Origin of the sequence: Brevibacterium luteolum (assembly GCF_013004595.1) — a bacterium.
GTDB lineage: Bacteria > Actinomycetota > Actinomycetes > Actinomycetales > Brevibacteriaceae > Brevibacterium > Brevibacterium luteolum.
Genome location: NZ_JABEMC010000013.1, coordinates 20,497 through 46,988 on the forward strand (window position 1 = coordinate 20,497; position 26,492 = coordinate 46,988).

Consider the following 26,492-nt stretch of genomic DNA (forward strand, 5'->3'; position numbering starts at 1 on the left):
AGCGCCGACCGACGTGCCGGCATCATCCCCACGGTATCGGCGCCACCCTCAAGGTACTAGACTCTCTTGGGTGACTTCCACCGGTGACTACAGCTCGAAGACCATCCGCGAACAGGCCGCCCGCAGGCGCACCTTCGCGGTCATCTCCCACCCTGACGCCGGTAAGTCGACCCTGACTGAGGCGCTGGCCCTGCACGCCCGGGTCATCGGGCAGGCCGGCGCCACCCACGGCAAGGCCGGCCGCCGGGCGACCGTGTCGGACTGGCAGAAGATGGAGCAGGAGCGCGGCATCTCGATCTCCTCAGCCGCCCTGCAGTTCGAGTACCGCGACGCCGTCCTCAACCTCATCGACACCCCCGGCCACGCCGACTTCTCCGAAGACACCTACCGGGTGCTCTCCTCGGTCGACTGCACGATCATGCTCGTCGACGCCGCCAAGGGCCTGGAGACACAGACGATGAAGCTCTTCGAAGTCTGTGCGCACCGCAACATCCCGATCATCACCGTCATCAACAAGTGGGACCGGCCCGGTCTCGAACCGCTTGAGCTGATGGACGAGATCCGCGAACGCACCGGCATGCTGCCGACCCCGCTGACCTGGCCGGTCGGCGTCTCCGGTGACTTCCGCGGCGTGCTCAACCGGGAGGACGGCACCTACACGAAGTACACCCGCTCCGACGGCGGTGCCTCGATCGCCGGTGAGGAGACAATGGACGCCGAGGCCGCCGCAGCCCTCGAAGGCGAAGCCTTCACCACCGCCGTCGATGAGTCTGAGCTGCTGGAGATGGAGGAACAGAACCACGACCAGGCCTCCTTCCTCGCAGCGAAGTCGACACCGGTGATGTTCGCTGCCGCGGTGCTCAACTTCGGTGTGCACAAGATCCTCGACACCCTCGTCGACCTCGCTCCCGCTGCCGAGGCGCGGGCGGACAAGGATGGGACGGACCGGCCGGTCGACGCGCCGTTCTCCGGCTTTGTGTTCAAGGTGCAGGCCGGCATGGACGCCAACCACCGCGACCGGCTGGCCTATATCCGCGTGTGCTCCGGCGTGTTCGAACGCGGCATGGTCGTCACCCATGCCTCGACCGGCAAGCCGTTCGCCACAAAGTACGCCCAGCAGGTCTTCGGCCGCGACCGTGCCGTCATCGACGAAGCCTTCCCCGGTGACGTCGTCGGCCTCGTCAACGCCTCCGCCTTGCGGGTCGGCGACTCGCTGTACCTGGATCAGCCTGTCGAGTTCCCCGGCATCCCGACCTTCTCGCCAGAGCACTTCATGGTCATCCGCGCCAAGGACTCTTCGAAGTACAAACAGTTCCGCCGCGGCATCGAACAGCTTGACCACGAAGGCGTCGTCCAAGTGCTGCGCTCCGACCTGCGCGGCGACCAAGCGCCCGTGCTCGGCGCGGTCGGCCCGATGCAGTTCGAGGTCGCCGAAGACCGCATGGTCCAGGAGTTCAACGCCCCCTGCCGGCTCGAGCCGCTGCCCTACACGATCGCCCGCCGCACGACTGCGGAATGTGTGCCGACCCTGGCCCGGGAGCGCTCCGTCGAGGTGCTCTCGCGCTCCGACGGCGAACTGCTGGCACTGTTCTCCGACCGATGGCGGCTCCAGGGTGTCGAACGACAGCACCCCGAACTCGTCCTCGAACCCCTCGTCGTCTCCTGAACCACGACCTCGGCGCCGGCACGTCGCACACGCTGGTGAACATGTGACGATCTCGTCTCTCAGGAATAGAAGATCATGCAGCTTTGAACCGGTCCAGGAGAGGACTAAGATGGTCATCTGTGCCTTCACAAGGGCTGTCACATCATGAACCCGCTGGGCAGGCATACCTCTTCACAATACGAAGGCGATCATCAGGAAAGGTCGACAACAGTGACAACTCAACCGATTCGCGTCGCAATCGCCGGACTGGGCAACTGCGCAACGTCCCTCGTCGAAGGCGTCACGTACTACGCGGACGCTTCCCCCGAGGACACCATCCCCGGTCTCATGCACGTGAACTTCGGTGACTACCATGTCAGCGACCTCGAGTTCGTCGCCGCCTTCGACGTCGACGAGGCCAAGGTCGGCCTCGACATCGCCGAGGCGATGCGCGCCGGACAGAACAACACCATCAAGATCTGCGACGTCGAGAACACCGGTGTGAAGGTGCAGCGCGGCCCGACGCTCGACGGTCTCGGCCGCTACTACCGCGAAACGATCACCGAATCCGCCGCCGAACCCGTCGACGTCGCCCAGGCGCTGCGCGATGCTCAGGCCGATGTGCTCGTGTGCTACCTGCCGGTCGGCTCCCAGGAGGCCACCGAGTACTACGCCCAGGCCTCGATCGATGCCGGCGTCGCCTTCGTCAACGCCCTGCCGGTGTTCATCGCCGGCACCAAGGAATGGGACGACAAGTTCCGTGCGGCCGGGGTGCCGATCGTCGGTGACGACATCAAGAGCCAGATCGGCGCGACGATCACCCACCGCGTCATGGCCCGCCTGTTCGAAGACCGCGGCGTCGTCCTCGACCGCACCTATCAGCTCAACGTCGGCGGCAACATGGACTTCAAGAACATGCTCGAACGCGACCGGCTGGAATCGAAGAAGATCTCCAAGACCCAGGCGGTGACCTCGAATACGTCTGCCGAGCTGACCGACAAGGATGTCCACATCGGCCCCAGCGACTACGTGCAGTGGCTCGATGACCGCAAGTGGGCCTACGTCCGCCTCGAAGGTCGCAACTTCGGCGACGCACCCGTGTCGCTGGAGTACAAGCTGGAGGTGTGGGACTCCCCGAACTCCGCAGGCGTCATCATCGACGCGATCCGGGCCGCCAAGATCGGCCTCGACCGCGGTGTCGGCGGTGCGCTCATCTCCGCCTCGTCCTTCTTCATGAAGTCCCCACCCGAGCAGCAGAACGACGAACTGGCCCGCCAGGCCGTCGAGGACTTCATCGCCGGGCGCATCGAGCGCTGAACCGGGCGCATCGAACGCTGGAGCGGTCGCGCGACGCGCCGCTGACCGCCATCAACGGGCCCTGCTCGACGGCAGGGCCCGTCGTGGCATCCGGAGACCCGTCGGCTGGAGTGCGGACCCGGCAGTGGGGAGGGCATCGTCTGCGAATGCATCCCATGGCTGTCATTCCTGTGCTGTAGTAGGCTACAAGCCGCGCGTCGAACCGTCGTTGTCTCCGAGTGAAAGATCCCCGCTATGTCCACTGCAGCAGCACATCCGGGAAAGCAGAAGTCCGATGAGGACCTCAGCTGGCTGATGAAGTCGCTGGTCCTCATCGAGAAGGCCGGCAACAAGCTCCCGCACCCCTTCTGGCTGTTCCTCAGTCTTGCCGCCATCGTCATGCTGCTGTCCTGGTGGCTTGCCAGCGCCGGCGTCTCCGCCGTCAATCCGGCAGATGACGAGGAAGTCGCCGTCGTCAACCTGCTCTCGACCGAGAGCCTGCGCGAGATCGTCTCCGGCATCACCGAAAGCTACGTCACCTTCCCTGCGCTGGGACTCGTGCTCGTCGTGCTCTTCGGTGTGGCGGTCGCTGAGCAGTCGGGTCTGTTTCCCACCATGATGCGCGCGGCCCTGTCGAACGTCTCCCCGCGGCTGGTCACCCCGGTCGTCGCTCTCGTCGGTGCGGCCGCCTCGATCGCCTCCGACGCCTCCTACATGATCGTCATCCCGCTCGGCGGGCTGGCGTTCAAGGCCGTCGGCCGCAACCCGGTCATCGGCTGCGCGGTCGCCTACGCCGCAGTCTCCGGTGGCTACTCCGCCGCCCCGTTCGTCAACAGTCTCGATGCGATCCTCGGCGGCATCTCGACCTCTGCCTCCCACATCATCGACGAAAACTACACCGTCACCCCGGTGGCGAACCTGTACTTCAACTTCGTCTCCATGTTCGCCGTGGCGCTGGCGATCACGCTGGTGACCGAATTGCTGCTCAACAAGCGCGGTGAGCAGATGGAGCTCACCGAAGTGAACGGCACCAGCACCACCAGCGGAGGCAACGGCTCCGGCGCCGCCGCGACCGCCGCCTCGGCAACGGCCGGCAGCGACGACGGCACCGCCGGCCGCGACGTCCAGGACCAGGACCTCTCCGCACCGGTTACCGCGTTGGAGAAGCGCGGCATACTCATCACCCTCGTCGTCGCGATCATCGGTGTGGCCGCCTGTGTCGCGATCGCGTGGCCTGAGAACTCCTTCCTGCGCGATGCCGACGGCGGCTTCACGATGGAATCCGGGCTGATGGCCGGCATCGCCCCGATCATCGGCATGGGCTTCTTCGTCCTCGGCATCGTCTACGGCGTCGTCACCGGCAGCATCAAGCACCCCAACGATGTCCCGGAGATGATGGTCAAGGGTGTGGCCCCTTTTGTGCAGGTCCTTGTGCTGTTCTTCGCCGCCTCCCAGTTCCTGGCGCTGTTCGCGATGTCGAACCTGGGTGTCATCCTCGCGATCCGCGGTGCCGAGTTCTTCCAGAACATCGGCGCAACCACCTTCCTCATCCTCATCGGCGGCTACCTGCTCACCGCGCTCGGCGCGATGTTCATCACCTCCGGTTCAGGCCTGTGGACGCTCATGGCCCCGGTGCTTATCCCGATGTTCATGCTGCTGGGCATCGCCCCGGAGATCACCCAGGCCGTCTACCGCATCGGCGATTCGACGACGAACATCATCTCGCCGATGAGCCCGTACTTCGTCATGATCCTCGGGTTCATCCAGCGCTATAAGAAGGACGCCGGCATCGGCACGCTGCTGTCGCTGACGATCCCGCTGTCCTTTGCGATGTTCATCGTGTGGGGCATCCTGTTCTTCCTCTGGTGGGCCACCGGCATCCCGATGGGTCCCGGCGCGCAGACGCACTACCAGATGTGACCCAGCGCCCGGTCTGCGAGGCAGTCGGTACCCGGGCCGGGGTGCACCCGTTGCCGAGGCGTCGGTAACGGGTGCATAACGGCTGGCCAGAGCACACTCGGCCACAGCGGCCGTACAGCTTCCTTCGGTAGACTGGCAGACAGTCGCGGACCGTGACGACAAACCAGCGATACCCGGAGGTAACACGGATGTCCAACCCGCTCGTTCGACGCGGCCTTGAACAGGGAATCAAGGCTGGCCACCAGCCGGCCACCCCAAGCGCCGAAGAGCTCAACTCGATGTACATGCAGCCCTCGGCCGAGCCGCAGCGCCCGGTCGATGAGCGTGTCATGACCTATGACGACGTCCTCATCAAGACCGGCATCTGCTTCGCCGTGCTGCTCGCCGGTGCGGTGCTCGGCTGGTTCATGCCCGTCCTCGCCCTGCCGGCGATGCTGCTAGGTCTCGTCCTCGGCCTCGTCAACGCCATCAAACGCGAGCCGAACAAGGGACTCATCCTCCTCTATGCCGGTGTCGAGGGCGTGTTCCTTGGCGGCATCTCCGGTATGTTCAACGCCGCCTACGAGGGCATCGTCGTTCAGGCTGTGCTCGCCACGCTGTGCGTCTTCGGCCTGATGTTCGCTCTCTTCCGCTTCCGCATTGTGCGCATGAGCGGCAAGATGACGAAGTTCCTCATGCTCGCCGTTGGCGGGTATGCGATCTTCGCGCTCGTGAATTTCGCTTTCGCAATGTTCACCGGTGGTGCGATGAACGCCCGCAACGTCGAGATCACCATCATGGGCATGACGATGCCGCTCGGCGTCGTCATCGGCATCGTCGCTGTCATTCTCGCTTCGCTCACCCTCGTGGCTGACTTCCAGATGATCGAAGAGGGCGTCAAGCACCGCATCCCGGAGAAGTACTCCTGGACCTGCGCGTTCTCGCTCATGGTGACCCTCATCTGGCTCTACGTTGAGATCCTGCGCCTGCTGTCGTACTTCAGGCAGAACTGACCTAAGGGGCTTCCCCTGAGATGAATACCCACGCAGCGGCGGACCTCCACGAGGAGGTCCGCCGCCTTCGCATCCGCATCACATCCCTGGCCGCCTCACCGCACCGCGAACACTCCCTTGATGCTCTGAGTGCCGACGGCCGCACCCGCCGCCAGCACATCCGTGCCGCGCTTGCGCAGCTGGCCGACCTCAGCCTCCGCGGGCGCCGTGCCGGTGCTGTGTCCGCCGTGCCCGATCTGGGGGACCGGGTGCTCGCCGATCAGCTCGTCGTCCTGCTGCTCGACTGCGCACCCGAATACGGCGCCAGCGCCGCCGTCACCGAACAGGTCCACGACCTCGCCGTCGATCTGCGCCGCGCGCTGGCCTGAGAGGTCCAGATTTCACGAAAAACGTAGAATCTGCATATCTGGGTGTGCTACTGTCCAGATATGCTCTTCCTCAGCTTCACCGTACGCAATCACGGCAGCATCCGTGACGAGGTCACTCTCGACTTCACGAAGCCTGCGCTCAGAACCCTCTCGCCGAAAAGCGGCAGCTGGGAAGATGCGACCTACACGATGGCCGGTGTCTTCGGCGGAAACGCAACCGGAAAGTCCGCGCTCCTCGACGCCGTCATCTATTTCTTCAGTGCCATTGCTGAATCAGCGACGACCTGGCAGGCGTCGAAGCATATGCGTCGCAAGCCCTTCCGGCTTGATTCTCATTCGCGGGCCGCGTCCAGTCTGTATGAGATGCACTTCGTCTATGACGGCCGTCGCCACGTCTACGGTTTCGAAGTCGATGCCGACGGCATTCGCGCTGAGTGGCTGCGGGATGTGCCGCGAACCCGCTGGCGCACACTCCTGGATCGCCGACGCGAAGGACGCGCGCTGGCAGCTGGCGCCGGGTCGCGAGGCCAGGTGGCCGTCACCCCGCGGGAACTCGCCATCAGCCGCGCACGGCTCCTTCCCGAATCTCCCCTGCATGGCATTGCCGAAGCCCTTGTGTCGAGCTTTGATGCGGTCTCGGTGAAGGACTCCCACCGTGAAGCCCGGCTCATCGACATCGCCGATGCGCTTGCTGACGGCGCGATCAGCTTCGCAGACCTGCTCCTGCTGCTGCAGGCAGCCGATATCGGTGTCACCAACGTCGAGATCGAGGAGGCGGATCTTCCTGAGCACGTCCGCAGGGCCGTGATGCGCTTCATGTCAGACATCCGCGGCGATGAAACTGAGGAAGCAGTCGAAGACGGAGAGCTGGATCTTGACGAGGAGAACCTGGCGCAGGTCGTGCGGCGGCTCGTGTTCAGTCACCGCGGAGCTGAGCCCGAGAGTCCGCGCTTCACCATCCACGATGAGAGCGACGGAACCATAGCCTGGTTGGCGATCGCTGTGCCTGCGCTGGAGGTCCTGCGCCGCGGTGGGCTGCTGGTGGTCGACGAGATCGACGCCAGCCTCCACCCGCATCTCCTCGAGGTGATGCTGGGTGTCTTCGCCGACCCTGAGGTCAATGTCCACCATGCCCAGCTCATCTTCACCAGCCACGAGTCGTACATTCTCTCCTCGCTCAGCGATCTGAGCCTCGAACCTGAGCAGGTGTGGCTGACGGATAAGACGGATGAGGGCGTGACTGAGCTGACGTGCCTGGCGGACTTCCCCAAGCACCCAGATGCGAATGTCGCGCGCCGCTACCTCACCGGCAGATACGGCGGCATCCCGCGTCTGTCTCCCAGTTCCTTCGCGGCCCTCGTGACAGCTGGAGAGTCCTGACGTGGCTCGCCACCACAAGCGTACGAAGTCGCGCCGACCCCGACGGCAGGAAGCGCGGAGGATCCTCGTCGTCACGGAGGGCAGAGCGACAGAGCCGCAGTACGTGGAACGCCTCAACAGCCATCTGCGCAGCAGGAACGTGACGGCGTCAGTGCGAACCGTCGGCGTCGGCAAAGATCCGCTGCGGGTGGTGCAGAAGTGCATTGAGATCCGCGAGAAGGAAGCGGCGAAGCAAAAGGGTTTCGACTCCAGCGTCTGCCTTGTCGACGTGGATGAGCACGCGAGCCTTCCGTAGGGAATCAAGCTGGCAGACGATGAAGGCATCATGATTCTGGTGTCGAATGTGAAGTTTGAGATCTGGCTCTACTGGCACGTCGAGAACAAGCGCCCCAAGCTCTCTGCCAAGCAGCTCGATGAGCTCATGGCTAAGCATGGATTGGTGCAGAAGAAGGCCCTGGCGACCAGCTTCCCTTTCGAAAACGTCGACAGTGCCTGCGAGACGGCACGTGCAGCAGACCCGGACTTGAGCTCCGGCAGAATCGGGCCGGTGTCCTCATCGGCGCTTCCGCTGCTCGTCCGTCTTCTCGCCCCCGAGTAGGCGCTCGCCGCGCGCTGGCCTGAGCCCCGTCTCTCACATCAACACGCCCTGCCTCGGCCGCCGCACACATGACAGACTGGCCCCATGACACGGGTGCTGATCGTCGGAGCAGGAATCATCGGACTGGCCACGGCCTACCAGCTCGCCCAGCGCGGAGCCGAGGTCACCGTCCTCGAACGCAGCCACACTGCTGTCGGAGCCAGCTGGGGCAATGCCGGCTGGGTGTGTCCGGGGCTCGCGACACCGCTGGCCGTGCCCGGCGGCTGGAAGCACGGCATCGACGCGGTGACGAAGCCGCATGCCCCGCTCACCTTCTCCCGCATCACCCCAGCGCTGACGGTGTTCTTAGCGAAGTTCGCCTCCCAGATGACCGAAGGCCGCTACCAGGCAGCTCTGCGCGCCAACGCCCCGCTGGCCCGCGAGGCGCTGCCGGCCTTCGACCGCCTCGCCGAGGCCGGGGTCACGAGCCCCGTGAATCGTGCCGACTACACCATCGGCGCTGAGGACAATGACACGATCGTCAGCTTCGCCGGCGAGCTGGCGAAGATCTCCGACCTCGGCGTCGAGGTCGGCAGCTGCCGCCTCGACCCGCGCACCGTGCCGTACTTCACCGACCGCGTCACCGCGGCTCTCCGGGTCACCGGCCAGGCGTACATCGACCCGGGGGAGTACTGCCGGTCGCTGGCCGCGCTGGCCGAACGGGCCGGCGTGCAGATCATCACCGGCGCCGAGGTGGTGGCCGGGCATGCCGGTTCCGAATCCGTCAGCGTCGTTGACCAGTCCGGAGCCGCCCACACCGCCGATGAGCTCGTGGTCGCCGCTGGTGCCTGGTCCGATGATGTGCTGCGCGCTGTCGCCGGCCGCAGCGCCATGACCGGGCAGGCCGCCGGCCGCGGCTACTCCTTCACCGTCGATGCCGATCGCGGGCACTTGCCCGAAGGGCCGGTCTACCTGCCGGCACAGCGCGTCGTACTCACCCCGTATCAGGGTGCCATCCGGGTCGCCGGCACCATGGAGTTCGCCCACCCGGACGCACCGCCGCGGCACGGGCGCATCGAGGCGATCGTCTCCCAGATCGCGCCGCTGCTCGATGGGATCGAACTGTCAGACACCCGCGACCACTGGGTGGGCCCGCGACCGGTCAGCACCGACGGCCGGCCCGTCATGCGCCGCGTCGCCCAGCGCATCACCGCCGCCACCGGCCACGGCATGTGGGGCATCGTCTTCGGCCCCATCACCGGTGAGCGCATCGCCGAACAGCTGCTCCGTCACTGACGGCCACGACAACAGAAGCTCAAGGAGGAGTCCCCATGTCTCAGCGCAGCATCTCACGCGACGGCGGTCGCCTGTTCGCAGATCCAGGCCAGGACGGGCTGCTGCACCGCGCCTTCCTGCGCGGCGGCGGCTTCAGCGCCGAGGACGTGCGACGCTCACCGGTCATCGGCATCGCCAGCAGCGCCAGCGAGCTCAACCCGTGCAATGCAGGGCTCGGAGACCTGGCCGCCGAGGTGAAGGCAGGGGTGCGCGAGGCCGGTGGCCTGCCGCTGGAGTTCCCGACCATCTCGATCTCCGAACCCTACACTCGGCCTACGAGTCTGTACCTGCGCAACCTCATGTCCATGGACGTCGAGGAGATGATCCTCGCCTCACCGATCGACGGGGTCATCCTGCTCGGCGGCTGCGACAAGACGATCCCGGCCCAGCTCATGGGCGCCATCAGCGCAGACATCCCCGCGCTGGTGCTGGCCGCCGGCCCGCGCCCGGTGTCCTGCTTCCAGGACAATGACGCCTTCACCGTCGGCGATGTCTGGCCGGTCTGCGAGAAGCGGCGCCTCGGCCAGCTCGACGACGAGGAGTGGTTCGCCTTCGAAGGCCGCACGAACATCGGCGTGGGCACCTGCAATGTCATGGGCACCGCCACGACGATGGCGGCCATCGCCGAGGTGTTGGGCTTCGCTCCGCCCGGCTCCACCCTGCCGGCTGCCGCCAGCAGCGCCCGGCGCGAGATCGCTCGGCTCACCGGCGCGGTCCTCACCGCAGCAGACAATCCCTGGCCGCGACCGAGCGAGCTCGTGACGATGGCCTCCCTGGAGAACGCCTTCCGCGTCATCACGGCGCTCGGCGGCTCGACGAATGCGCTCATCCACCTGGAGGCGATCGCCGGCCGCGCCGGGCTGCGCATCGGCATCGAACGCTTCGAACAGTGGTCGCGCACCACCCCGGTGCTGGCAGATGTGCGACCAGCAGGCAGCTTCTTGCTCGACGACCTGGACGCCGCCGGCGGCATTCCCGAGGTGATGCGCCGGCTCAGCGATCGCATCGACACCGACGCGCTCGCCGGGGACGGCCGACGCTGGTCAGAGGTGCTGGCCGAACGCGCCCCGGCCGCAGCACATCCGGCGCTGCGGGACACTCAGAACCCGATCGCCGAGCGCGGCGCACTGCGGATGATGCGCGGCAGCCTCGCCCCGGGCGGCTGCGTCATGAAGCTCGCCGCCGGTGCACCAGCGGTCAGGCGCGCCCCTGTGGTCGTCTTCGACGGCCTCGACGATCTCTACGCCCGCATCGACGATCCCGATCTCGACGTCACCCCGGAGACGATCCTCGTCCTCCGCGGCCTCGGCGTCATCGGCGCGCCTGGGATGCCGGAGGTCGGGCACCTGCCGATACCCCGGAAGCTCATGGAGCAGGGTGTGGAGGACATGACCCGGATCTCCGATGCCCGCATGAGCGGCACCTCCACCGGCTCCGTCATCCTGCATGTCACGCCCGAATCCGCGGTCGGCGGCCCGCTGGCCAAGCTGCGCACAGGAGACATCGTCGAGATCGACGCCGATGCCGGGACGATCGACCACTGCGTGCCCGCCGCGGGGTTCGCCGCGCGCGAACCGATCATGCAGCCGATGACGGCCGAGCGCGGATACGCCCGCCTGCACCGCGAACATGTGCTCCAGCCCGATGCCGGCTGCGACTTCGACTTCCTCACCGCCGCCGAGCTCAGAACCGACGCGCGCTGACCCACCCCGCCGGCCCGGTCGCTCCTCCACGCCAGCCCGCACAATGACAGCCGGCCCGGTGCAGTCACCGGGCCGGCTGTCAGGCCGTCTCAGCAGCCGCTCACATCACCTCAGTCAGCGGCCGGAGCCGCCTTCTTCGACTTGGTGAAGTAGCGGGCGAGGGTCTCGTCCGAGGCCGGCTTCGTCAGCAGCGAGATGATGACGAAGCACGGGATGTTGACGGCGAAGCCCCAGATGCCGGCATGGATGCCGAGCGGGTGCACGAACACGAAGGAGAACAGGATCGTCACGATCGACCCGGCGGTGAGCCCGACGAGCGCACCGACCTTCGTCGCCCGCGGCCAGTAGAAGATGCCGATCATGATCGGGAACGCCTGTCCGGTGAACCCGTAGCCGATGAGCAGGATGTAGACGAGGCTCGCCGGCTCCATGATCGAGATCGGGGCGATGATGAGCGCCATGAGCGGGAAGATGAGCCACCGGGTCATCCGGCCGGTCCGCTCATTCGACAGCTTGAACAGCGGCTGCAGCACGTCCTTGCTGTAGGTCAGCGCGGTGGCGTGGATGTTCGGCTCACTCGACGACATCGAGGCCGCTAGCGTTCCCGCACCCAGCAGACCGGCGACGATGACCGGCATATTGTCGACAGCCAGCTGGATTGCAACCTTGTCGGAGGCGGCGATGTCCGGGTACTCGAAGATGCCGATGAAGCCGACGATGATCATCGGAATGAGCACCAGGTAGTACAGCGGCAGGTACGTCGTGGCGACCTTGAGGCTGCGCGCGGACTTCGCACCCATCCACGAGATCCAGTGGCTCTGCCAGATCGAGAAGAAGGAGATGAGGATCGACGTCGTCCAGAACGCGTACGACATATCGCCGAGCGCACCGGGCAGGGTGAGGAACTCAGGTGCGTCCTGCTGCAGCCGCTCGAAGATCGGCGTCGCATCGAAGCCGCCGGTGAACCAGTTGACCGCCCACAGCCCCACCATGAACGACACGATGAACATGAGCGCGCCCTGGAAGGCATTCGTGAAGCCGATCGCGCGCAGACCGCTGCGGAACAGGTAGATCGAGATGACCGCTAGGGTGAGGATGACGCCCAGCCACGTCGGGATGAGCCCGAAGCTCATGACATTGAGGATGTAGGCCGAGCCGATCGTCTGCAGCACGGCATAGGCGATGCCGCCGATCGACACGACGACCGCCGTCAGACCGCCGAGCAGCGGCGACTCGTACCGGTCGGTGATCGTCGTCGACTGGGTGGCATGCCCGAAGCGGCGGCCGAAGTTCCACACCTTCGGGCCGATGTGCCAGGCGACGAACGACATGAACGCCAGGTACACGACGACGTAGAGGGCCGGCACGCCCTTGTCGTGTGCCCAGCCGGGTGAGCCCATGAAGGTGTAGGCGCTCACGCCGCCGGCAGCGACGAGGAGGTAGATGACGAACGGGCCCATGCTGCGGCTGCCCACGCCCCACCCTTCGACAGTGCGCATATTGTGTCCGCGCCCGGCGCCTGCGCCGATGACGACGGCGATGACGAGATAGGCGGCGGTGATGATGAACGGGATGTACTGCGTCATCGTCCCTCACCTCCCGGCTGCCCGGCATCAACGCTCGTGCCGTCCGGACCGAGCGGGTCGACATCGCCCAGATCGCCGGTGATCCGGTTGATGATGACCATCGCAATGGTGGTGATGAAGAGGATCGCGATCGACCAGACCATGAGCAGCGGCATGCCGAGCACGAGCACGTTCCGGTCGAAGAGCACGACGACCGGCCAGATGCCGAGGACGATGACGACGGCGACGATGCCGAGGCTCACCCACCCTCCTGCGCTCGACGGAGTTCGGAAGCGCATGTCCATATGTGTTCCTTCCTTAGATGGCGGAGTTCGCCGCTGGCTCCGGCAGCGCCTGCAGCCGGTCAGCAGTGTGTGTCAGAGCCTCAGCGGCACCCGGGCCGGAGGCGATGAGAACGATCTGTGCCGGCGCAGCGTCGCCGCGCACGGCAGGGGAGAGGCGCACCCGCCCGCCGGCCAGCTGCACCTCATGCCACTGCCCGGCGGCATCCCGGGCGAATCCCTTGGCACGCACGAGCCCCGAGGCGCTGAGCGCCTGCGCAAGCCGGTCGAGTTCGACGGCGCCTGCCAGCCTCACCGTCGTCGTCTCGTGCACCTGTGCGTGCCGGTCCCGAGGCGCCAGCCGGCTTCCAGCCGTGCGCTCACGAGCGGCCTCGGCACCGGCGGCGGTCAGGGACTCTGGTGCCTGCAGCAGCACATCGACCCAGCCGCTCGCATCCTCATCAGTGAGGATCTGGGCGTGCGGGCTGATCGCCGCGGCAGCGCCGCGGGCCGCCTCGACCTGAGGCGGCGAGGCCAGGCCGGTCTTCGTGATGAGCAGAACATCGGCGGCCGCGATCTGCTGTGTGATGACATCGGCGATGAACTCATCGCGCAGCCGCTGCACTGTCACAAGCGCATCGAGGCAGACGATGACCGGGCCGCTGCAGAACCCGGGATAGGTGCGCCACGCACCCAGCTGACCCGGATCCCCGACCCCGCTGATCTCGCAGATGACATGCCGGATATCGGCGCGTGCTGCCAGCGCCGCCATGGTCTGCTGCACATCGTCGGTGATCTGGCAGCAGATGCAGCCATTGCTCAGCTCCAGGGTGTCCGCCCCGGCCGCAGCGATGAGATCGGCGTCGATGCTGATATCGCCGAAGTCATTGACGACCACGGCCACCGCATCGGCATGCGGGGACCGCAGCAGCCGGTTGACGAGCGTCGTCTTCCCGGTGCCCAGATATCCGCCGATGAGGGTGAGCGGGATGCTCACGTGCCGGCCTTCACATTGCTGGCGAAGTGCCGGCCGCCCACCACCGTGCCGTGCACGCGGATCGCGCCGATCTGCGCCGGCTCGACGGCCAGCGGATCCTCGGCGAGCACCGCCAGATCAGCGAACTTGCCCGGCTCGATCGAACCGATCTCGGCATCGCGCTTGAGCATATAGGCGCTGCCGATCGTCACCGCCGCCAGCGCAGCCGCAGCATCGATGCGCTCATGCTCGCCCATCACCCGCCCCGACAGCGTCCGGCGGGTGACCGCATGCATGACGGTCCTGAGCGGGCCCAGCGGCGTGACCGGGGAATCAGAGTGCAGGCTGAAGGGAACGCCGAGGCGCTGCGCCGTTGCCGCCGCATTGTTCCGGCGTGCTCGGTCCGGGCCCATTGTCAGGTCGAGGTGCTGATCGCCCCACTGGTGGATGTGGTTGGCGAAGATGTTCGCACACGCCCCAAGCGCCTTCATCCGCCGGTACTGGGCCGGTGTCGACATCTGCGAGTGCGTGCACGTGTGCCGGTGGTCCGGGCGCGGATGGTCGATGAGCACCCGCTCCAGGGTGTTGAGGAACAGCTCGGTGGCCTGATCGCCGTTGCAGTGGACGTGGATGAGCAGCCCGGCGGTGTGGAAGGCCTCGAACGCCCGGTGGAACTCTTCGGGGCTGACATTCCAGATCCCATTGGGCTCATCGCCGTAGTAGCCGGGCTGGCGCACGCGGGCGGTGAATCCCTGCAGGGTGCCGTCGAGCATGAGCTTGACGCTGCCGAATCCCAGCAGCGGTGTCGAGGAGGCCTTGAGCTCCTGCAGCCGCTGTGCATCCGCAGCCAGGGTCTGCGACACCGCGCCCACACCGGCGCCGAAGTGGAAGACCTCCAGCCGGGCCGGGAAGTCCCCGGTGACCGTCTGCTGGTACAGCTGCGTGCCCGCATCGTCCATGAGCAGCCGGGAGCCCAGATCGGTGAGCGTGGTGGTGCCGGTGTTGACGCCGTCCTGGCCGAAGTTCCGCAGCGCGTCGGCATCGATGCTCAGCAGGTCGTTGCCGCCGGCGACAGCGTTGACGAGCCCCATGGCCGCGAACTCGTGCAGCTCGCCGGTGAGCTCACCGGCGGCATCGCGGGACACGCCCTCGGTGCGCACGTCCTCGTCGACACCGCAGCGCTGCAGGGCCGCGGAGTTGACGGTCAGCGCGTGGCCGCTGGCGTGGTTGACGGCGATCGGCCGGGTGAGGGAGACCCGGTCGAGGTGCGCGCGGACGAGCTTCTCATGCTGGAAGTAGATGGGGTCGAGACCCCAGGCGATGAGCGGCGCCTCTGCATCCTCCAGCGCGGCGTCGGCCGCGGCGAGCCGGGAGATGACATCCTCGATCGAGGTGCAGCCGGGCCAGTGGGTGCCGTGCGGGTCGACGCGGTCGACATAGCCGACATACGTTCCCTTCCAAACATTGCCGGTGCCGGCATGGCTGTGCGCCTCGACGAAGCCCGGCAGCAGCACGGCATCGGCATAGCGCTCATCGAGGACGGCATGGGGATACTGCAGGAGCTCCTCGACGCTGCCGACGGCGCGGAACCGGTCGCCGCGGATCGCGACGGCCTCTGCCGTCGGCGCCGCAGGATCCATCGTCCGGACACGGCGTGCGGGATAGACGATCGTCGGTTCCATCGCGTCGGTGATCACTTCGGCCCCTTTGCCTATTCGTGCGAGATGACACTCACGTACAGAAAGCGACCCGAGCATGTCATGGAAGCGAAACCGGCGCTACGGACGAACCGTAGCTACCGCGCCCCTCGGCCTTGACACTTCGTCAACTGACCGGAAGCTGCGCCGAGAACCCGGAGGTTCCCGGCGCAGCCGCTGTCTCAGAGGAGTGCCCGCCGCAGCGTATCGAGTCCGACAGAGCCGACCGCCAGCGCTCGGGCGTGGAAGTCCTTGAGGCTGAACGACGCGCCGGCCTGTGCCTTCGCCTCGTCGCGGATCTCTTCCCACAGCCGCTGACCGATCTTGTAGCTCGGCGCCTGACCCGGCCAGCCGAGGTAGCGGTTGAGCTCGAAGGCGAGGAAGCTGCGGTCCATGGCGACATTGTCGGTGAGGAATTGCCAGGCCTTCTTCGCATCCCACGTGCCGCCGCCCACCGACTCAGGCGCATCCTGCTTCAGATGCACACCCAGGTCGACGCATACGCGGGCGGCACGCAGCCGCTGCGAGTCGAGCATGCCCATGTAGTCACCGGGGTCGTCGAGGAACCCGAGGTCGGCCATGAGCCGTTCGGCGTAGAGCGCCCAGCCCTCACCGTGTCCGGAGACCCAGCAGGCGTGCCGGCGCCAGTCGTTGAGCTGCTCCTTGAGATACGTCGCCTGCCCGATCTGCAGGTGATGGCCCGGCACACCCTCGTGATAGACGGTCGTCTTCTCCTGCCATGTTGAGAAGGTCTCCGTGCCGGCAGGCACCGACCACCACATGCGGCCAGGCCGTGAGAAGTCATCTGTCGGACCGGTGTAGTAGATCCCGCCGGTCCCATCGGGCAGCACCATGCACTCGATCGTGTGCAGCGGCTCGGGGATCTCGAAGTGCTCCTTCGACAGCTCGCGGGTTGCCTCATCAGCGGTGGCCTGCATCCACTCGCGCAGCGCATCAAGCCCGTGCAGCTGCCGGGAGGGATCCTCATCAAGCGCCTTCATCGCCGCGAACACGTCATCACCGGGGGAGACCTGGGCTGCGATCTTCTCCTGTTCGGAGTGGATCTGCGCCAGCTGGTCGAGACCCCACTGGTAGGTCTCCTCGAAGTCGATGTCTGCACCCAGGAACGTCCGGCTGTGCAGTTCGTACTCCTCTCGGCCGCACGCATCGTCGCTGCCGGCGTGCGGGGCGATCTCTGTGCGCAGGAACTGTGCGAGCTCGCCGTAGGCTGATCGTGCCTGCTCGGCACCTTCCTGCAGGGCGGCAGCAAGTGCTTCTGGGACCGAGGCGCCGGTGATAAGGGCATCGAAGTGCCCGCCGGGCTTGGCGGTCTCCTCAGCCTGCTTGGCGGCTTCGGTCACCTGGCGGATCGCAGCGACCCGGCCCTGTTCGCGACCGGCGGTCAGTGACTCGCGGTAACCGTCGAGCGCCTCGGGCACCGACGAGAGCTTCGCGGCGATGTGCTCCCAGTCTCCTTCCGAGCCGGTGGGCATGAGGTCGAAAACGTCGCGGATCTGCTGGACGGGGGAGGTGATGACGTTGATATCGCCTAGATGATAGCCGCGTTCGACGGTCTGGATGTCGAGCTCCAGGCGCTCGTGCATCGCATCAATGGTCACCCGGTCGGTGTCGTCGAGGGTCTCGGCGGCGGCCACGGCCTGGTCGAGGGCGGACAGGGTGTTCCTGGCGAGGTCCGCGCGGCGCTGGGCACCGGCGGGGGAGTAGTCATCGAGTTCGTCGATCCGGCCGTCGACTCCCAGCGAGACGCGGAACGAGGGGCTCATATCGAGCAGGCGGGCAACATAGTCATTCGCGACGGCGTCGATGCCGCTGGTGGGGCGTGAAAGCTCTGTCATGGCCACCACCTTAACGCCCAAATCGGCCACCGCCAGGTCAAGCTCCCCACAAGATCCGCCGCTGCTGAGGCGGTGATCGTGTCCGTATGGCGGGTGTCATGTGAATGACGCACCGAACGCTTGTTAGAGTCCTTTTACATCGGCTTCAAAGGAGATGCTCATGGTTTGCCCTCCACCGTTGGTGGCGGCCTCACCAGCGCAGGACTCGTCGTCCTCGCCGGCTGCGCGCCTGGGAGCACTTCCGTGCATCGTGGTGCTCAGTCTGGCGATCGTGCTGTTCTCAGTGTTCCCGCAGATCGTCACCTGGCTGCCCGAGGTGCTCTACAGTGAGTAGGCCGCCGAGCAGGAGTGCGGGCGCAGGCGGCAGATGAGACAGCAGTGATGGAAGGGAGGGAGGCGCGTGGCAGAGCCGAGGCTCTGGTCGAAGGACTTCACCGTCGCGATCATCGCCGCCGTGTTCCTGTCCTTCGTCTTCTATCTGCTCATCACCACGATGGCCGGCTACGCCGTCATCCGCTTCGCCGCCTCCGACTCCGCCGCCGGTCTGGCCTCCAGCTCGTTCGTCCTCGGCGCGGTCGCCGCCCGCATGTTCGTCGGCACCATGCTCGACACCCTCGGTCGTTACCGGGTGCTCATCACCGCCTTCACTCTCTCCGCTGTTGCCGGTGTTCTGTATCTGCCGGCTGACTCGCTGCCGCTGCTGCTGGCGGTCCGGTTCATCCACGGCGCGGTGTTCGGTGCCGGGCACACCGCCATCATGGCTGCTGTCCAGGACATCATCCCGCCGTCTCGCCGTGCAGAGGGCACCGGCTACTTCGGCACCTCGACGACCCTGGCGGCAGCGCTCGGCCCACTGATCGCGATCATCGTCGTACGCGACTTCGGCTACCACTGGCTGTTCATCATCTCCCTGGCCTTCACGGTGCTCGGGTTGGTCGCGATCCTGTTCCTGCGCGTACCCGAACGCGCCGCCGGTGAACGCGAGCTGCTGAGCTGGCGCTGCTTCCATCCGGTGCGCCTGTTCGACCCTTCTGGCATGCTCATCGGCTCGGCAGTGCTCACCGCTGGTGTCGCCTACTCCTCGGTCATGACCTTCCTGACCACCTACACGACGAGCATCGGCATCGCCGATGCCGCTCCTGCGTTCTTCCTCGCCTTCGCTGGTTCCTCCCTCATCGCCCGGCTCACCCTCGGCCGCATCCAGGATCGTTTCGGCGACAACGTCGTCGTCTACCCGCTGTACGCCTCGTTCTTCACCGCGATGGTGCTCATCGCCGTCGTTCCGCAGATGTGGACGATCATCCTCGCCGGCGTGCTCGGCGGGGTGGGCTTCGGCACGCTCATGTCCTCAACCCAGGCGATCACCATCCGCCGCGCCGGGCCCACCCGCGTGGGTGTGGCGACCTCGACGTACTTCTTCATGATCGACATCGGCTTCGGGCTGGGACCGGTCGCCCTCGGTGCGCTCATCGCCGCGACCTCGTTCACTACGATGTACGCTGTCGCGGCGCTGCTGGTGGGCGTCAGCGGAGTGCTCTACTGGCTGGTCCACGGACGGTTCGCCGCGCCCGAGGCAGGGGGAGTGCGTCCATGACAGCGCACCCTGGCGCTGGGGGGAGTGCCGCCGCACCGCAGCCGCTGTGGACCGGTCAGTTCCTGCTGGCCTTCGGGATCAACTTCGTCCTCTCGCTCTCCTTCTACGTGCTCATCACCTCGATGGCCGGTTACGCCGCCACCGAATTCGGGGCCGGCTCCTCGGTCGCCGGACTGACGGCCAGCGCTTTCATCATCGGTGCGACCGTAGCGCGCATCATCGCCGGGAAGTACCTCGACTTCATCGGCCGGAGGACCTCGACGATCGCCGCGCTCGTGTTATTCGTGATGTCCGCTGTGGCGTACGTATTCGCCGATCAGATCTGGCTGGTCATCGTCATCCGGCTCATCCATGGGGCGGCTTTCGGCTGGGGGTCGAACACCATCACGGCGGTCGCCCAATCGCTCATTCCGCAGTCGCGGCGGTCTGAGGGGACGGGTTATTTCGGCACCTCGACGACTCTGTCAGCCGGTCTGGGGCCGTTCCTTGCCGTGTGGCTGTCGGGGGCATACGGGTACACGGCCGTGTTCATCATGTGTGCCGGGTTCTCTGTCGTCGGCGTGGTCTTCAGCCTGCTGCTGCGCCCAGCTGAGCGGGCGGTGACGCCGGAGGAACGGGCGCTGAAGTGGCGGCTGAGCCTGGGTACGATCATCGACTACCGCAGTGTGCGAATCGCAACCGTCATGCTGCTGGCCGGGCTGTCGTATTCAGTTGTGCTGGCCTTCCTCCAGACCTTCGCGAACGAAGAGGACTTCGGTTCGGCGGCCAGCGTGTTCTTCATGGTGTTCTCGGTCGCGATGCTGCTCGGTCGGCTGTTCGTCGGACGGCTGCAGGACGCCTACGGCGACAATGTCGTCGTCTACCCGCTCATCGTCAGCTTCACCCTCAGCCTCGTCGTCATCGGTCTGGCTCCGGCCGGCTGGGTCGTCATCGCCGCTGCGATCCCGGCCGGACTGGGCTTCGGTTCGCTCTTTCCCAGTATCCAGGCCATCGCCGTCACCCTGGCCGGCCCCGCCCGGGCAGCGCTGGCGGTCTCGACCTTCTTCATCTTCCTCGACGTCGGCACCGGCCTGGGGCCGGTCATGCTCGGAGCGCTCACCCCGGCCATCGGGTTGCGCGGAGCCTACCTCGTCGCCGCAGGGCTGATGGTCGTAGCCCTTGTGCTGTACTGGCTGTTCCACGGGCGTCGCCAGCGCACATAGGCCAGCGGCCGTGGGCTAACAGGGCCCGATTCGACGCTGACGAGAACTTCTGTGATGACCGCACTGTCTGAGAACCGTCGAAGGCAGATTCGCGCACCACTCAACCACCGAGTCTCTCACCAGCAGATATGACAGATTCTTAGCAACACCGACCCTCGAAACTGTGAAGAGTGTCATAGGGTGCTGTATGGCTGATCCCGGGCATCGATGACCCGGGCGTGCTCAACGAAGAGAAAGTCACCCACGAAGAACACCTTGCATCGTTTTGGCGCCGGCACGGCCGTCGCCGCCCTTCTAGCCTCCGCCACCAGCGCGGGTGCTGCCTTCGCCGCTCCCGCCGGTGACGTGCTGCTGCTGACAGTTCCGGCCGATGACGTCGAGGCGGCCTCTGAGACGCTCGGCGATCTCGACATCGTCAGCGCTGAAGGCGACAATGTCATCGTCCTCGGCGATCAGGACCTCGCCGACGAACTGGAGAAGACCGGAGCCTCGGTCACCGCCGAAAACTACGCCGACTCCCTCGGCACCCGCCCTGCCAGCGCACAGCCGGCCGCACCCGCCCCGGTGCCGGCCAAGCTCAATGCCGCTGACTACGACACGTTCTTCAACGGCTATCGCACCACCAGTGCCTATGCCCAGTTCGCCCAGGACCTCGCATCCCAGTATCCAGAGCTCGTCCAGCACGTCGACTACGGAGACACCTTTCTCAAGCAGCAGGGCCAGGGCGGCCACGACCTCGTCGCTGTGCGCATTACCGCTGACGTCGCCGACCAACCTGAGTACGCCGGCGGGCAGGACGGCAAGCCGCGGTTCTTCCTCGGCGCGCAGACGCACTCGCGTGAGATCATCACCAGCGAGATGGCCTGGCGCTTCGCCACCGAGCTCATCGACGGCTACGGCACCGACGCGCAGGTCACCTCGCTGCTCGACTCGACCGAGGTGTGGGTGAGCTTCCAGCACAATCCCGACAGCATCGACGTCGTGGAGCAGGCCTTCGCCGACGGCGTCGACACGACACCGGCTGGTGACGGCAATCCGAACTCCGCCTCAAAGGCCTGGCAGCGCAAGAATCAGAACACCGCAGGGTTCGAAGACACCGGTGCGCCCTGGGCGCGCAGCCAGCCCGGCATCGACCTCAACCGGAACTGGCCCTACGGCTGGGGCGGCGCCTCAACGAGCTCCGATCCGAGCAGCGTCCTCTACAAGGGAACCGCACCGGCGTCCGAACCTGAAGTGGCAGCGCTTAAGGACCTGCTCGAAGATCTCTACGGCACCTACGACGTTGAGACGACGACCGCTGCGCCGGACGAGCGGGCCGGCACCTATATTCACCTGCATTCGTATTCGGACCTCATCCTCTATCCGTATGGTTTCGACAACACCGCAAACCTCCCCAACGCCGACGCATTGATCGCCGGTGCCTTCCGGCAGTCGTTCGGCAACAACTATGCCACCGGTGCACCTGGCGACGTGCTGTACAACGCCTCGGGCGGCGACTTCGACTACGCCTACGGCAAACTCGGCGTACCCGGCTACGTCTACGAGATCGGCACCGCCCGCGAAGGCGGTTTCTTCCCCGGTTTCCAGCGCGCCGATGACTACTGGCAGAAGGTTCAGCCTGGTCTGCGCTTCGCAGCCGAGGCCGCCTACGAGCCCTACACCGCCTCGCTTGGCGGTGTCGTGTCCGAACTGACAGCTGAGCGTCAGGACGACGGGTCCATCATCGTCACCGGCACAGCAACCGATGACGCCTATGGCCAGGACGCAGGGTCGGCTGAGCGCCGGCCGGCAGTCACACAGATCGACGATGTCGAGATCCAGGCCGCGGCCGACCGCACCGCCCTTGATGCCGGGGAGTCCACCGGCCCAGGCGAGGCTGCCGTTCCCGAGGCGGGGGAGACCGTCGACTTCGAGGCCACCATTGCTAAGGAAGGCTCGGAACAGGCCAGGTTCGTCTTCGCGCGGGCGCGGAACGGCTCCGGCGAGTACGGTCCGTGGCAGGCGGTCTTCGTCGATCCCGTAGAGGAGGATGAAGCACCAGAGCCGACCGACGCGCCGTCGCCGGATCCTGAGCCCACCGCGGACCCGACCGCCGACCCGACCGCAACTCCGACAGGCGAGCCATCCGCCGATCCCAGCGAGGGCCCGACGAGTGGGCCCACTGACGCACCGCGCGACGATGACGGCAAGCGCGACGATGACGATTCGTCACGCGATCAGGATCGCGACGACCGATCCCAGCTGCCGCGCACCGGCGCCGGGCTCTGGCCGCTGGCGGCAGGTGCAGCGCTGCTCGCCGCTGGAGGACTCGGCGTGTGGGCCTCGCGGAGGCGGAGCTGACACATACCGGCACCCACAGCTGACATGTGATCGGCACGTGGACTGAGCTGGCAGACAGAGACGCACGGGAGGGTGTGAAGAAGGCGAATCGTCTTCCTCACACCCTCCCGTGGCGTATCTGTCCTTCTATCAGCATGCCACGCCGTCTGATGGCGCCGGGTGCCAAGGATTTTGCGCCCGCATCAGTTGCGGAGTAAAGTGAAGCATCGCTTGACAGGTCAACTGATCGTGTGGATGGGGAGGCGAGGATGGATCGGCCACTGGGTCTGATGATCTGGCTGCGGATGGCTCGATTCGTTCAGCGCAGCAACTGCATCTCCAATGAGTACCTTTCACAGGCCGGAGTGACCATCGCGCAGTTCGAGGCGTTGAGCCACGTGCGCGCCTACCAGCCGGTGACGCAGACCGATCTCGCCGCAGGTTTGACTGTCAGCGTCGGCGGGGTCTCACGGATGCTCAGCCGACTCGAAGACGCCGGGCTCATCGAACGCACCCAGGAGTGGAAGACGAAGTACATCTCCCTCACTAAGGCAGGTGAGGCGCTGCTGAGCTCCGTCTACCCCGGGCAGGTGGCGCTGCAAGCTTCGATGTTCGACGACGTGCTCGATGCCGATGAACAACGACAGCTCTATGCGCTGATGCGCAAAGTCCACCGCAACAGCCTGCACAAGCAGACCCCGGTCGGATTCGACCCAGCCGAGGCGGCAGCGCCCGGCTCCACGCACGGCACCACGGAGAAGACGCAATGACCGACGACACCAGCACCAACGCTACCACTTTGATGAATGACACAGCCGGCGCTGCCGACACGATGGCCGAGTACGGCATCAACCCGAACGAAGGTCTCCAGTTCGGCATGTACTCCCTTGGCGACCACCTGCCCAACCCGTGGGCAGAGGGCCGACGCATCAGCGCCGGTGAGCGCGTGCGCGAGTTCGTCGCCTACGCTAAGGCCGCCGAACAGGCCGGCTTCGATGTGTTCAGCCTGGGGGAGAGCCACCAGGAGTTCTTCGCCTCGCAGGCCCACGCCGTCATCCTCGGCGCGATCGCGCAGGCGACAGAGACGATCAAGGTCTCCAGCTCCTCGACAATCCTCAGCACTTCGGACCCCGTCCGGGTCTACGAGAACTTCGCCACCATCGACCTGCTCTCTGAAGGCCGCGCTGAGATCATCGCCGGCCGCGCCTCACGGGTGGGCCTGTTCGAACTGCTCGGCTACGATCTGAAGGACTACGAGGAGCTGTTCGAAGAGAAATTCGATCTGCTGCGCCAGATCAACCGCGAACGGGTCGTCAACTGGTCAGGTCAGTTCCGTGCCGACCTCAGGGACGCCGAGGTGCTGCCGCGGCCGCAGGCAGGCTCGATGCCGATCTGGCGTGCCGTCGGCGGTACACCCGCCAGCGCCGTCAAGGCCGGCCTTTCCGGCGCCCCGATGGTGATGGCCCACCTCGGCGGGCCGATCGCAGCGTTCCAGCAGACGATCGACTCCTACCGAGCCGCAGCCGAGCACAACGGCTACGATGCGGCCACCCTCCCGGTGGCCACCGCCGGGTTCTTCTACATCGCTGAGACCTCACAGCAGGCGCTGCAGGAGTTCTACCCGCATGTGAACGAAGGCATGTTCCGCACCAATGGGCGGGGGATGGCCAAGCAGCTGTTCGCACAGAGCACCGACCCGCGCAGCATCATGAACATCGGCAGCCCGCAGCAGGTCATCGAGAAGATCCTCTACCAGCACGAAGCGTACGGGCATCAGCGCTTCCTCGGCCAGATCGACTTCGGCGGCGTGCCCTTCGACCGTGTGATGCGGAATCTGGAGGTCATCGGCTCTGAAATCATCCCGGCAGTCAAAAAGCACACCGCACGACAGGAGACCACCCAGGCATGAAGATCGTCGGACTCTCAGGCTCGACCGTCGGCGCGACCACGCGCACGGCGATGAACTACGCGATGGAGGCGCTTGGCCGGCTTGACCCGGAAATCGAAACGCAGCTCATCGACCTCGCCGACTATGACGTGCAGTTCTCCGACGGCCGCGACTACATCGAATACACAGGCGACACCCGCACCGTTGCTGAGGCGCTCATGAGTGCGGATGCGATCATTATCGGCAGCCCGATCTTCCAAGCCTCCATCCCAGGGGCGTTGAAGAACGTCTTCGATCTGCTGCCGGTCAGCGCCTTCGAGGACAAGGTGGTCGGGATCATCATGACGGCCGGATCGCCGAAGCACTACCTGGTAGCCGAACACCAGCTGCGTCCCATCCTGACGTATATGAAGGCACAAGTCGTGCAGAGCTACGTGTTCGTCGAAGCCAAGGACGTCTACCGCGGTGAGATCATCAGCGGCGACGTCACCTTGCGCATCGACCGCCTCGTCGAAGACACCGCCCAGCAGACTCGTGTGGCCTCCCAGGTGCGCGCCGAACGCGAAGCCGCCTACGCGTTCTAGCGCGAAGTGCCTTGCCCAGACGACCTGTCGCGTTGAACGACGAGCGGCGCATCGAAGAATGAAGGGCAGATGATGCAGCAGCCTGAGGATGTCGTACGGCGTTGGGAAGCTGCCTGGAACAGTGCCGACGCCGAGGCGCTGGCCGGGTTGTTTGCCGAAGACGCAGAGTTCGTCAACGTGGTCGGGCGGTGGTGGCATGATCGCGACCGGATCCGTGAGGCGCACGCCTACGGCTTCTCTACGATCTTCCCCGGATCGACGATCACGATGGGGACACCTCGGGTGCGGATGATCGGTGACCGCGCTGCCACTGTGCACAGCAAGTGGCGGCTGCGCGGGCAGGTCTCCCCAGCCGGTGAGCCGGCAGATGAGCGCGAAGGCATCTTCACCTTCGTGCTCGAACGCCGCGAGGACGGGTGGATCACTGTGGCTGCGCAGAACACCGACATCGTGCGCGGAGCTGAGACCCATATCAGCACGGGTGGGACGCGTGAAAGCATCTCGTACCGCCGCTGAGGCGGCGGGCACCGTACCGGCGCATGGCAGAGATCAGCGGCGGTGGGCAGACTGCACATTCTGCCCACCGCCGCTGAGTCTGGTCAATGACGTAAGTTCACGCGAAGGTGTCGATGTCCTTACCGTTCGTCTCAGGTGCCCACATCATTGAGGCGATGAGACCGATGATCGGGAAGATCGCTGCCAAGACCAGCGTGGTAGTCGTTCCCAGCTCCCCCATCGTTACCGGAAAGAAGAAGGCGGCGATCGCAGCACCAATGTGGCTGATAGCAGCGGCCATCCCAACACCTGTGCTGCGGAAGCGGGTCTCGTACATCTCAGGAGGGTAGACGTATTGGATGTTTGTCGATGCCGTGAAGACGAGGACGGACGCACCGAAGATGATGATGGCGGGAATCTCCGGGATGCCGTGCCACAGCCCGAGTACCAGCAGGAAGCCTGCAGAGGCGACAAATGTCCAGATCGCCATTGCCCGCCCCGGCATCAGCCACAGCAGCCACACGCCCAGTACGCGGTCGGCGATCTGCAGGCCGTTCATGAGCAGATCTGTCCCGAGGCCGTTGCCCAAGTCGATTCCGGAGAGGATCTGCGGGATGAAGGCGAATTTCGTGAACAGCGGTGCGACCTAGTAGGCCCAGAATAGTCCCGGGTGGACGATCCGTCGTCACGGAGGGGACTGCTGAAGGTTTGGTTGACTTCACGACTGGACAGATTCCAGGAAGGATAGAAGTCATGCCCAAGATCTACACAGATGAGTTCAAGCAATCAGCGCTCGATCTCGTCAATGACGGAATGACC

The 26,492-nt window shown here is 65.7% G+C and carries 24 protein-coding genes; 18 read left to right on the top strand and 6 right to left on the bottom strand.

Annotated elements, in window-relative coordinates; translation table 11 throughout:
- The first annotated feature begins 70 nt into the window (after positions 1 to 70).
- From HLA91_RS13080 to HLA91_RS13125, 10 genes are all read left to right on the top strand, one after another.
- Complete coding sequence (locus HLA91_RS13080; protein WP_170275056.1) at positions 71 to 1,666, top strand: peptide chain release factor 3; 1,596 nt, start codon at positions 71 to 73, stop codon at positions 1,664 to 1,666.
- A 210-nt stretch (positions 1,667 to 1,876) separates the two neighbouring features.
- Positions 1,877 to 2,962, top strand: coding sequence for an inositol-3-phosphate synthase (locus HLA91_RS13085; protein WP_170275057.1), 1,086 nt, complete (start codon positions 1,877 to 1,879; stop codon positions 2,960 to 2,962).
- A gap of 234 nt (positions 2,963 to 3,196) precedes the next feature.
- On the top strand, positions 3,197 to 4,861 hold the full coding sequence (locus HLA91_RS13090) for an AbgT family transporter (RefSeq protein WP_170275058.1): 1,665 nt from the start codon (positions 3,197 to 3,199) through the stop codon (positions 4,859 to 4,861).
- Positions 4,862 to 5,049: 188 nt separating this feature from the next.
- Positions 5,050 to 5,853, top strand: a complete 804-nt coding sequence (locus HLA91_RS13095; RefSeq protein ID WP_170275059.1) for a Bax inhibitor-1/YccA family protein — start codon at positions 5,050 to 5,052, stop codon at positions 5,851 to 5,853.
- 20 nt (positions 5,854 to 5,873) lie between these two features.
- Positions 5,874 to 6,221, top strand: coding sequence for a hypothetical protein (locus HLA91_RS13100; protein ID WP_170275060.1), 348 nt, complete (start codon positions 5,874 to 5,876; stop codon positions 6,219 to 6,221).
- A 60-nt stretch (positions 6,222 to 6,281) separates the two neighbouring features.
- Positions 6,282 to 7,601, top strand: coding sequence for an AAA family ATPase (locus tag HLA91_RS13105; protein WP_170275061.1), 1,320 nt, complete (start codon positions 6,282 to 6,284; stop codon positions 7,599 to 7,601).
- Position 7,602: 1 nt separating this feature from the next.
- Positions 7,603 to 7,896, top strand: a complete 294-nt coding sequence (locus HLA91_RS13110) for an RloB domain-containing protein (RefSeq protein WP_170275062.1) — start codon at positions 7,603 to 7,605, stop codon at positions 7,894 to 7,896.
- Between the two features lie 39 nt (positions 7,897 to 7,935).
- The gene (locus HLA91_RS13115) at positions 7,936 to 8,199 is read left to right on the top strand and encodes a hypothetical protein (RefSeq protein ID WP_170275063.1); all 264 of its coding nucleotides are present in this window, start codon (positions 7,936 to 7,938) and stop codon (positions 8,197 to 8,199) included.
- 84 nt (positions 8,200 to 8,283) lie between these two features.
- Positions 8,284 to 9,474, top strand: a complete 1,191-nt coding sequence (locus HLA91_RS13120; protein ID WP_170275064.1) for an NAD(P)/FAD-dependent oxidoreductase — start codon at positions 8,284 to 8,286, stop codon at positions 9,472 to 9,474.
- A 35-nt stretch (positions 9,475 to 9,509) separates the two neighbouring features.
- The gene (locus tag HLA91_RS13125) at positions 9,510 to 11,216 is read left to right on the top strand and encodes a dihydroxy-acid dehydratase (RefSeq protein ID WP_170275065.1); all 1,707 of its coding nucleotides are present in this window, start codon (positions 9,510 to 9,512) and stop codon (positions 11,214 to 11,216) included.
- A gap of 110 nt (positions 11,217 to 11,326) precedes the next feature.
- Here HLA91_RS13125 and HLA91_RS13130 read toward each other — a convergent pair whose 3' ends face one another.
- The 5 genes from HLA91_RS13130 to HLA91_RS13150 form a co-directional block, all read right to left on the bottom strand.
- Positions 11,327 to 12,802 carry a sodium:solute symporter family protein gene (locus HLA91_RS13130; protein ID WP_170275066.1) on the bottom strand — a complete coding sequence of 492 codons (1,476 nt, stop codon included), beginning with the start codon at positions 12,800 to 12,802 and terminating at the stop codon, positions 11,327 to 11,329.
- Positions 12,799 to 13,086, bottom strand: coding sequence for a hypothetical protein (locus HLA91_RS13135; RefSeq protein ID WP_170275040.1), 288 nt, complete (start codon positions 13,084 to 13,086; stop codon positions 12,799 to 12,801). The genes HLA91_RS13130 and HLA91_RS13135 overlap by 4 nt, the downstream gene beginning before the upstream one ends.
- A 13-nt stretch (positions 13,087 to 13,099) precedes the next feature.
- Positions 13,100 to 14,059 carry a GTP-binding protein gene (locus HLA91_RS14245; protein ID WP_170275067.1) on the bottom strand — a complete coding sequence of 320 codons (960 nt, stop codon included), beginning with the start codon at positions 14,057 to 14,059 and terminating at the stop codon, positions 13,100 to 13,102.
- A complete protein-coding gene (locus HLA91_RS13145) occupies positions 14,056 to 15,735 on the bottom strand; it encodes an amidohydrolase (protein WP_338076751.1) in 1,680 nt (559 codons plus the stop codon). Before HLA91_RS13145 ends, HLA91_RS14245 begins: the two co-directional genes overlap by 4 nt.
- A 182-nt stretch (positions 15,736 to 15,917) precedes the next feature.
- The gene (locus HLA91_RS13150) at positions 15,918 to 17,591 is read right to left on the bottom strand and encodes a DUF885 domain-containing protein (RefSeq protein ID WP_170275068.1); all 1,674 of its coding nucleotides are present in this window, start codon (positions 17,589 to 17,591) and stop codon (positions 15,918 to 15,920) included.
- Between the two features lie 160 nt (positions 17,592 to 17,751).
- On the opposite strand from HLA91_RS13150, the gene HLA91_RS13155 reads away from it, so the two are divergent.
- The 8 genes from HLA91_RS13155 to HLA91_RS13190 all read left to right on the top strand — a co-directional run bounded on the left by HLA91_RS13155 (position 17,752) and on the right by HLA91_RS13190 (position 25,694).
- On the top strand, positions 17,752 to 17,925 hold the full coding sequence (locus HLA91_RS13155; RefSeq protein ID WP_170275041.1) for a hypothetical protein: 174 nt from the start codon (positions 17,752 to 17,754) through the stop codon (positions 17,923 to 17,925).
- A 66-nt stretch (positions 17,926 to 17,991) separates the two neighbouring features.
- A complete protein-coding gene (locus HLA91_RS13160; protein WP_170275069.1) occupies positions 17,992 to 19,185 on the top strand; it encodes an MFS transporter in 1,194 nt (397 codons plus the stop codon).
- Entirely contained in the window at positions 19,182 to 20,387 is a 1,206-nt protein-coding gene (locus tag HLA91_RS13165) for an MFS transporter (protein ID WP_170275070.1), read from the top strand. Before HLA91_RS13160 ends, HLA91_RS13165 begins: the two co-directional genes overlap by 4 nt.
- 255 nt (positions 20,388 to 20,642) lie before the next feature.
- Positions 20,643 to 22,727, top strand: a complete 2,085-nt coding sequence (locus HLA91_RS13700; protein ID WP_204514199.1) for a M14 family zinc carboxypeptidase — start codon at positions 20,643 to 20,645, stop codon at positions 22,725 to 22,727.
- Positions 22,728 to 23,011: 284 nt separating this feature from the next.
- Positions 23,012 to 23,476 (top strand): MarR family winged helix-turn-helix transcriptional regulator, encoded by a 465-nt coding sequence (locus HLA91_RS13175; protein ID WP_239557059.1) that lies wholly within the window; start codon positions 23,012 to 23,014, stop codon positions 23,474 to 23,476.
- A 32-nt stretch (positions 23,477 to 23,508) separates the two neighbouring features.
- The gene (locus tag HLA91_RS13180) at positions 23,509 to 24,615 is read left to right on the top strand and encodes an LLM class flavin-dependent oxidoreductase (RefSeq protein ID WP_239557058.1); all 1,107 of its coding nucleotides are present in this window, start codon (positions 23,509 to 23,511) and stop codon (positions 24,613 to 24,615) included.
- Positions 24,612 to 25,178, top strand: a complete 567-nt coding sequence (locus HLA91_RS13185) for an NADPH-dependent FMN reductase (protein WP_170275072.1) — start codon at positions 24,612 to 24,614, stop codon at positions 25,176 to 25,178. The genes HLA91_RS13180 and HLA91_RS13185 overlap by 4 nt, the downstream gene beginning before the upstream one ends.
- A gap of 69 nt (positions 25,179 to 25,247) precedes the next feature.
- A complete protein-coding gene (locus tag HLA91_RS13190) occupies positions 25,248 to 25,694 on the top strand; it encodes an SgcJ/EcaC family oxidoreductase (RefSeq protein ID WP_170275073.1) in 447 nt (148 codons plus the stop codon).
- Between the two features lie 97 nt (positions 25,695 to 25,791).
- Here the strand turns inward: HLA91_RS13190 and HLA91_RS13195 are convergent, their stop codons facing one another.
- Positions 25,792 to 26,310: an MFS transporter gene (locus HLA91_RS13195; protein WP_275587883.1), complete on the bottom strand. Its 519-nt coding sequence runs from the start codon at positions 26,308 to 26,310 to the stop codon at positions 25,792 to 25,794.
- Positions 26,311 to 26,492 lie beyond the last annotated feature (182 nt).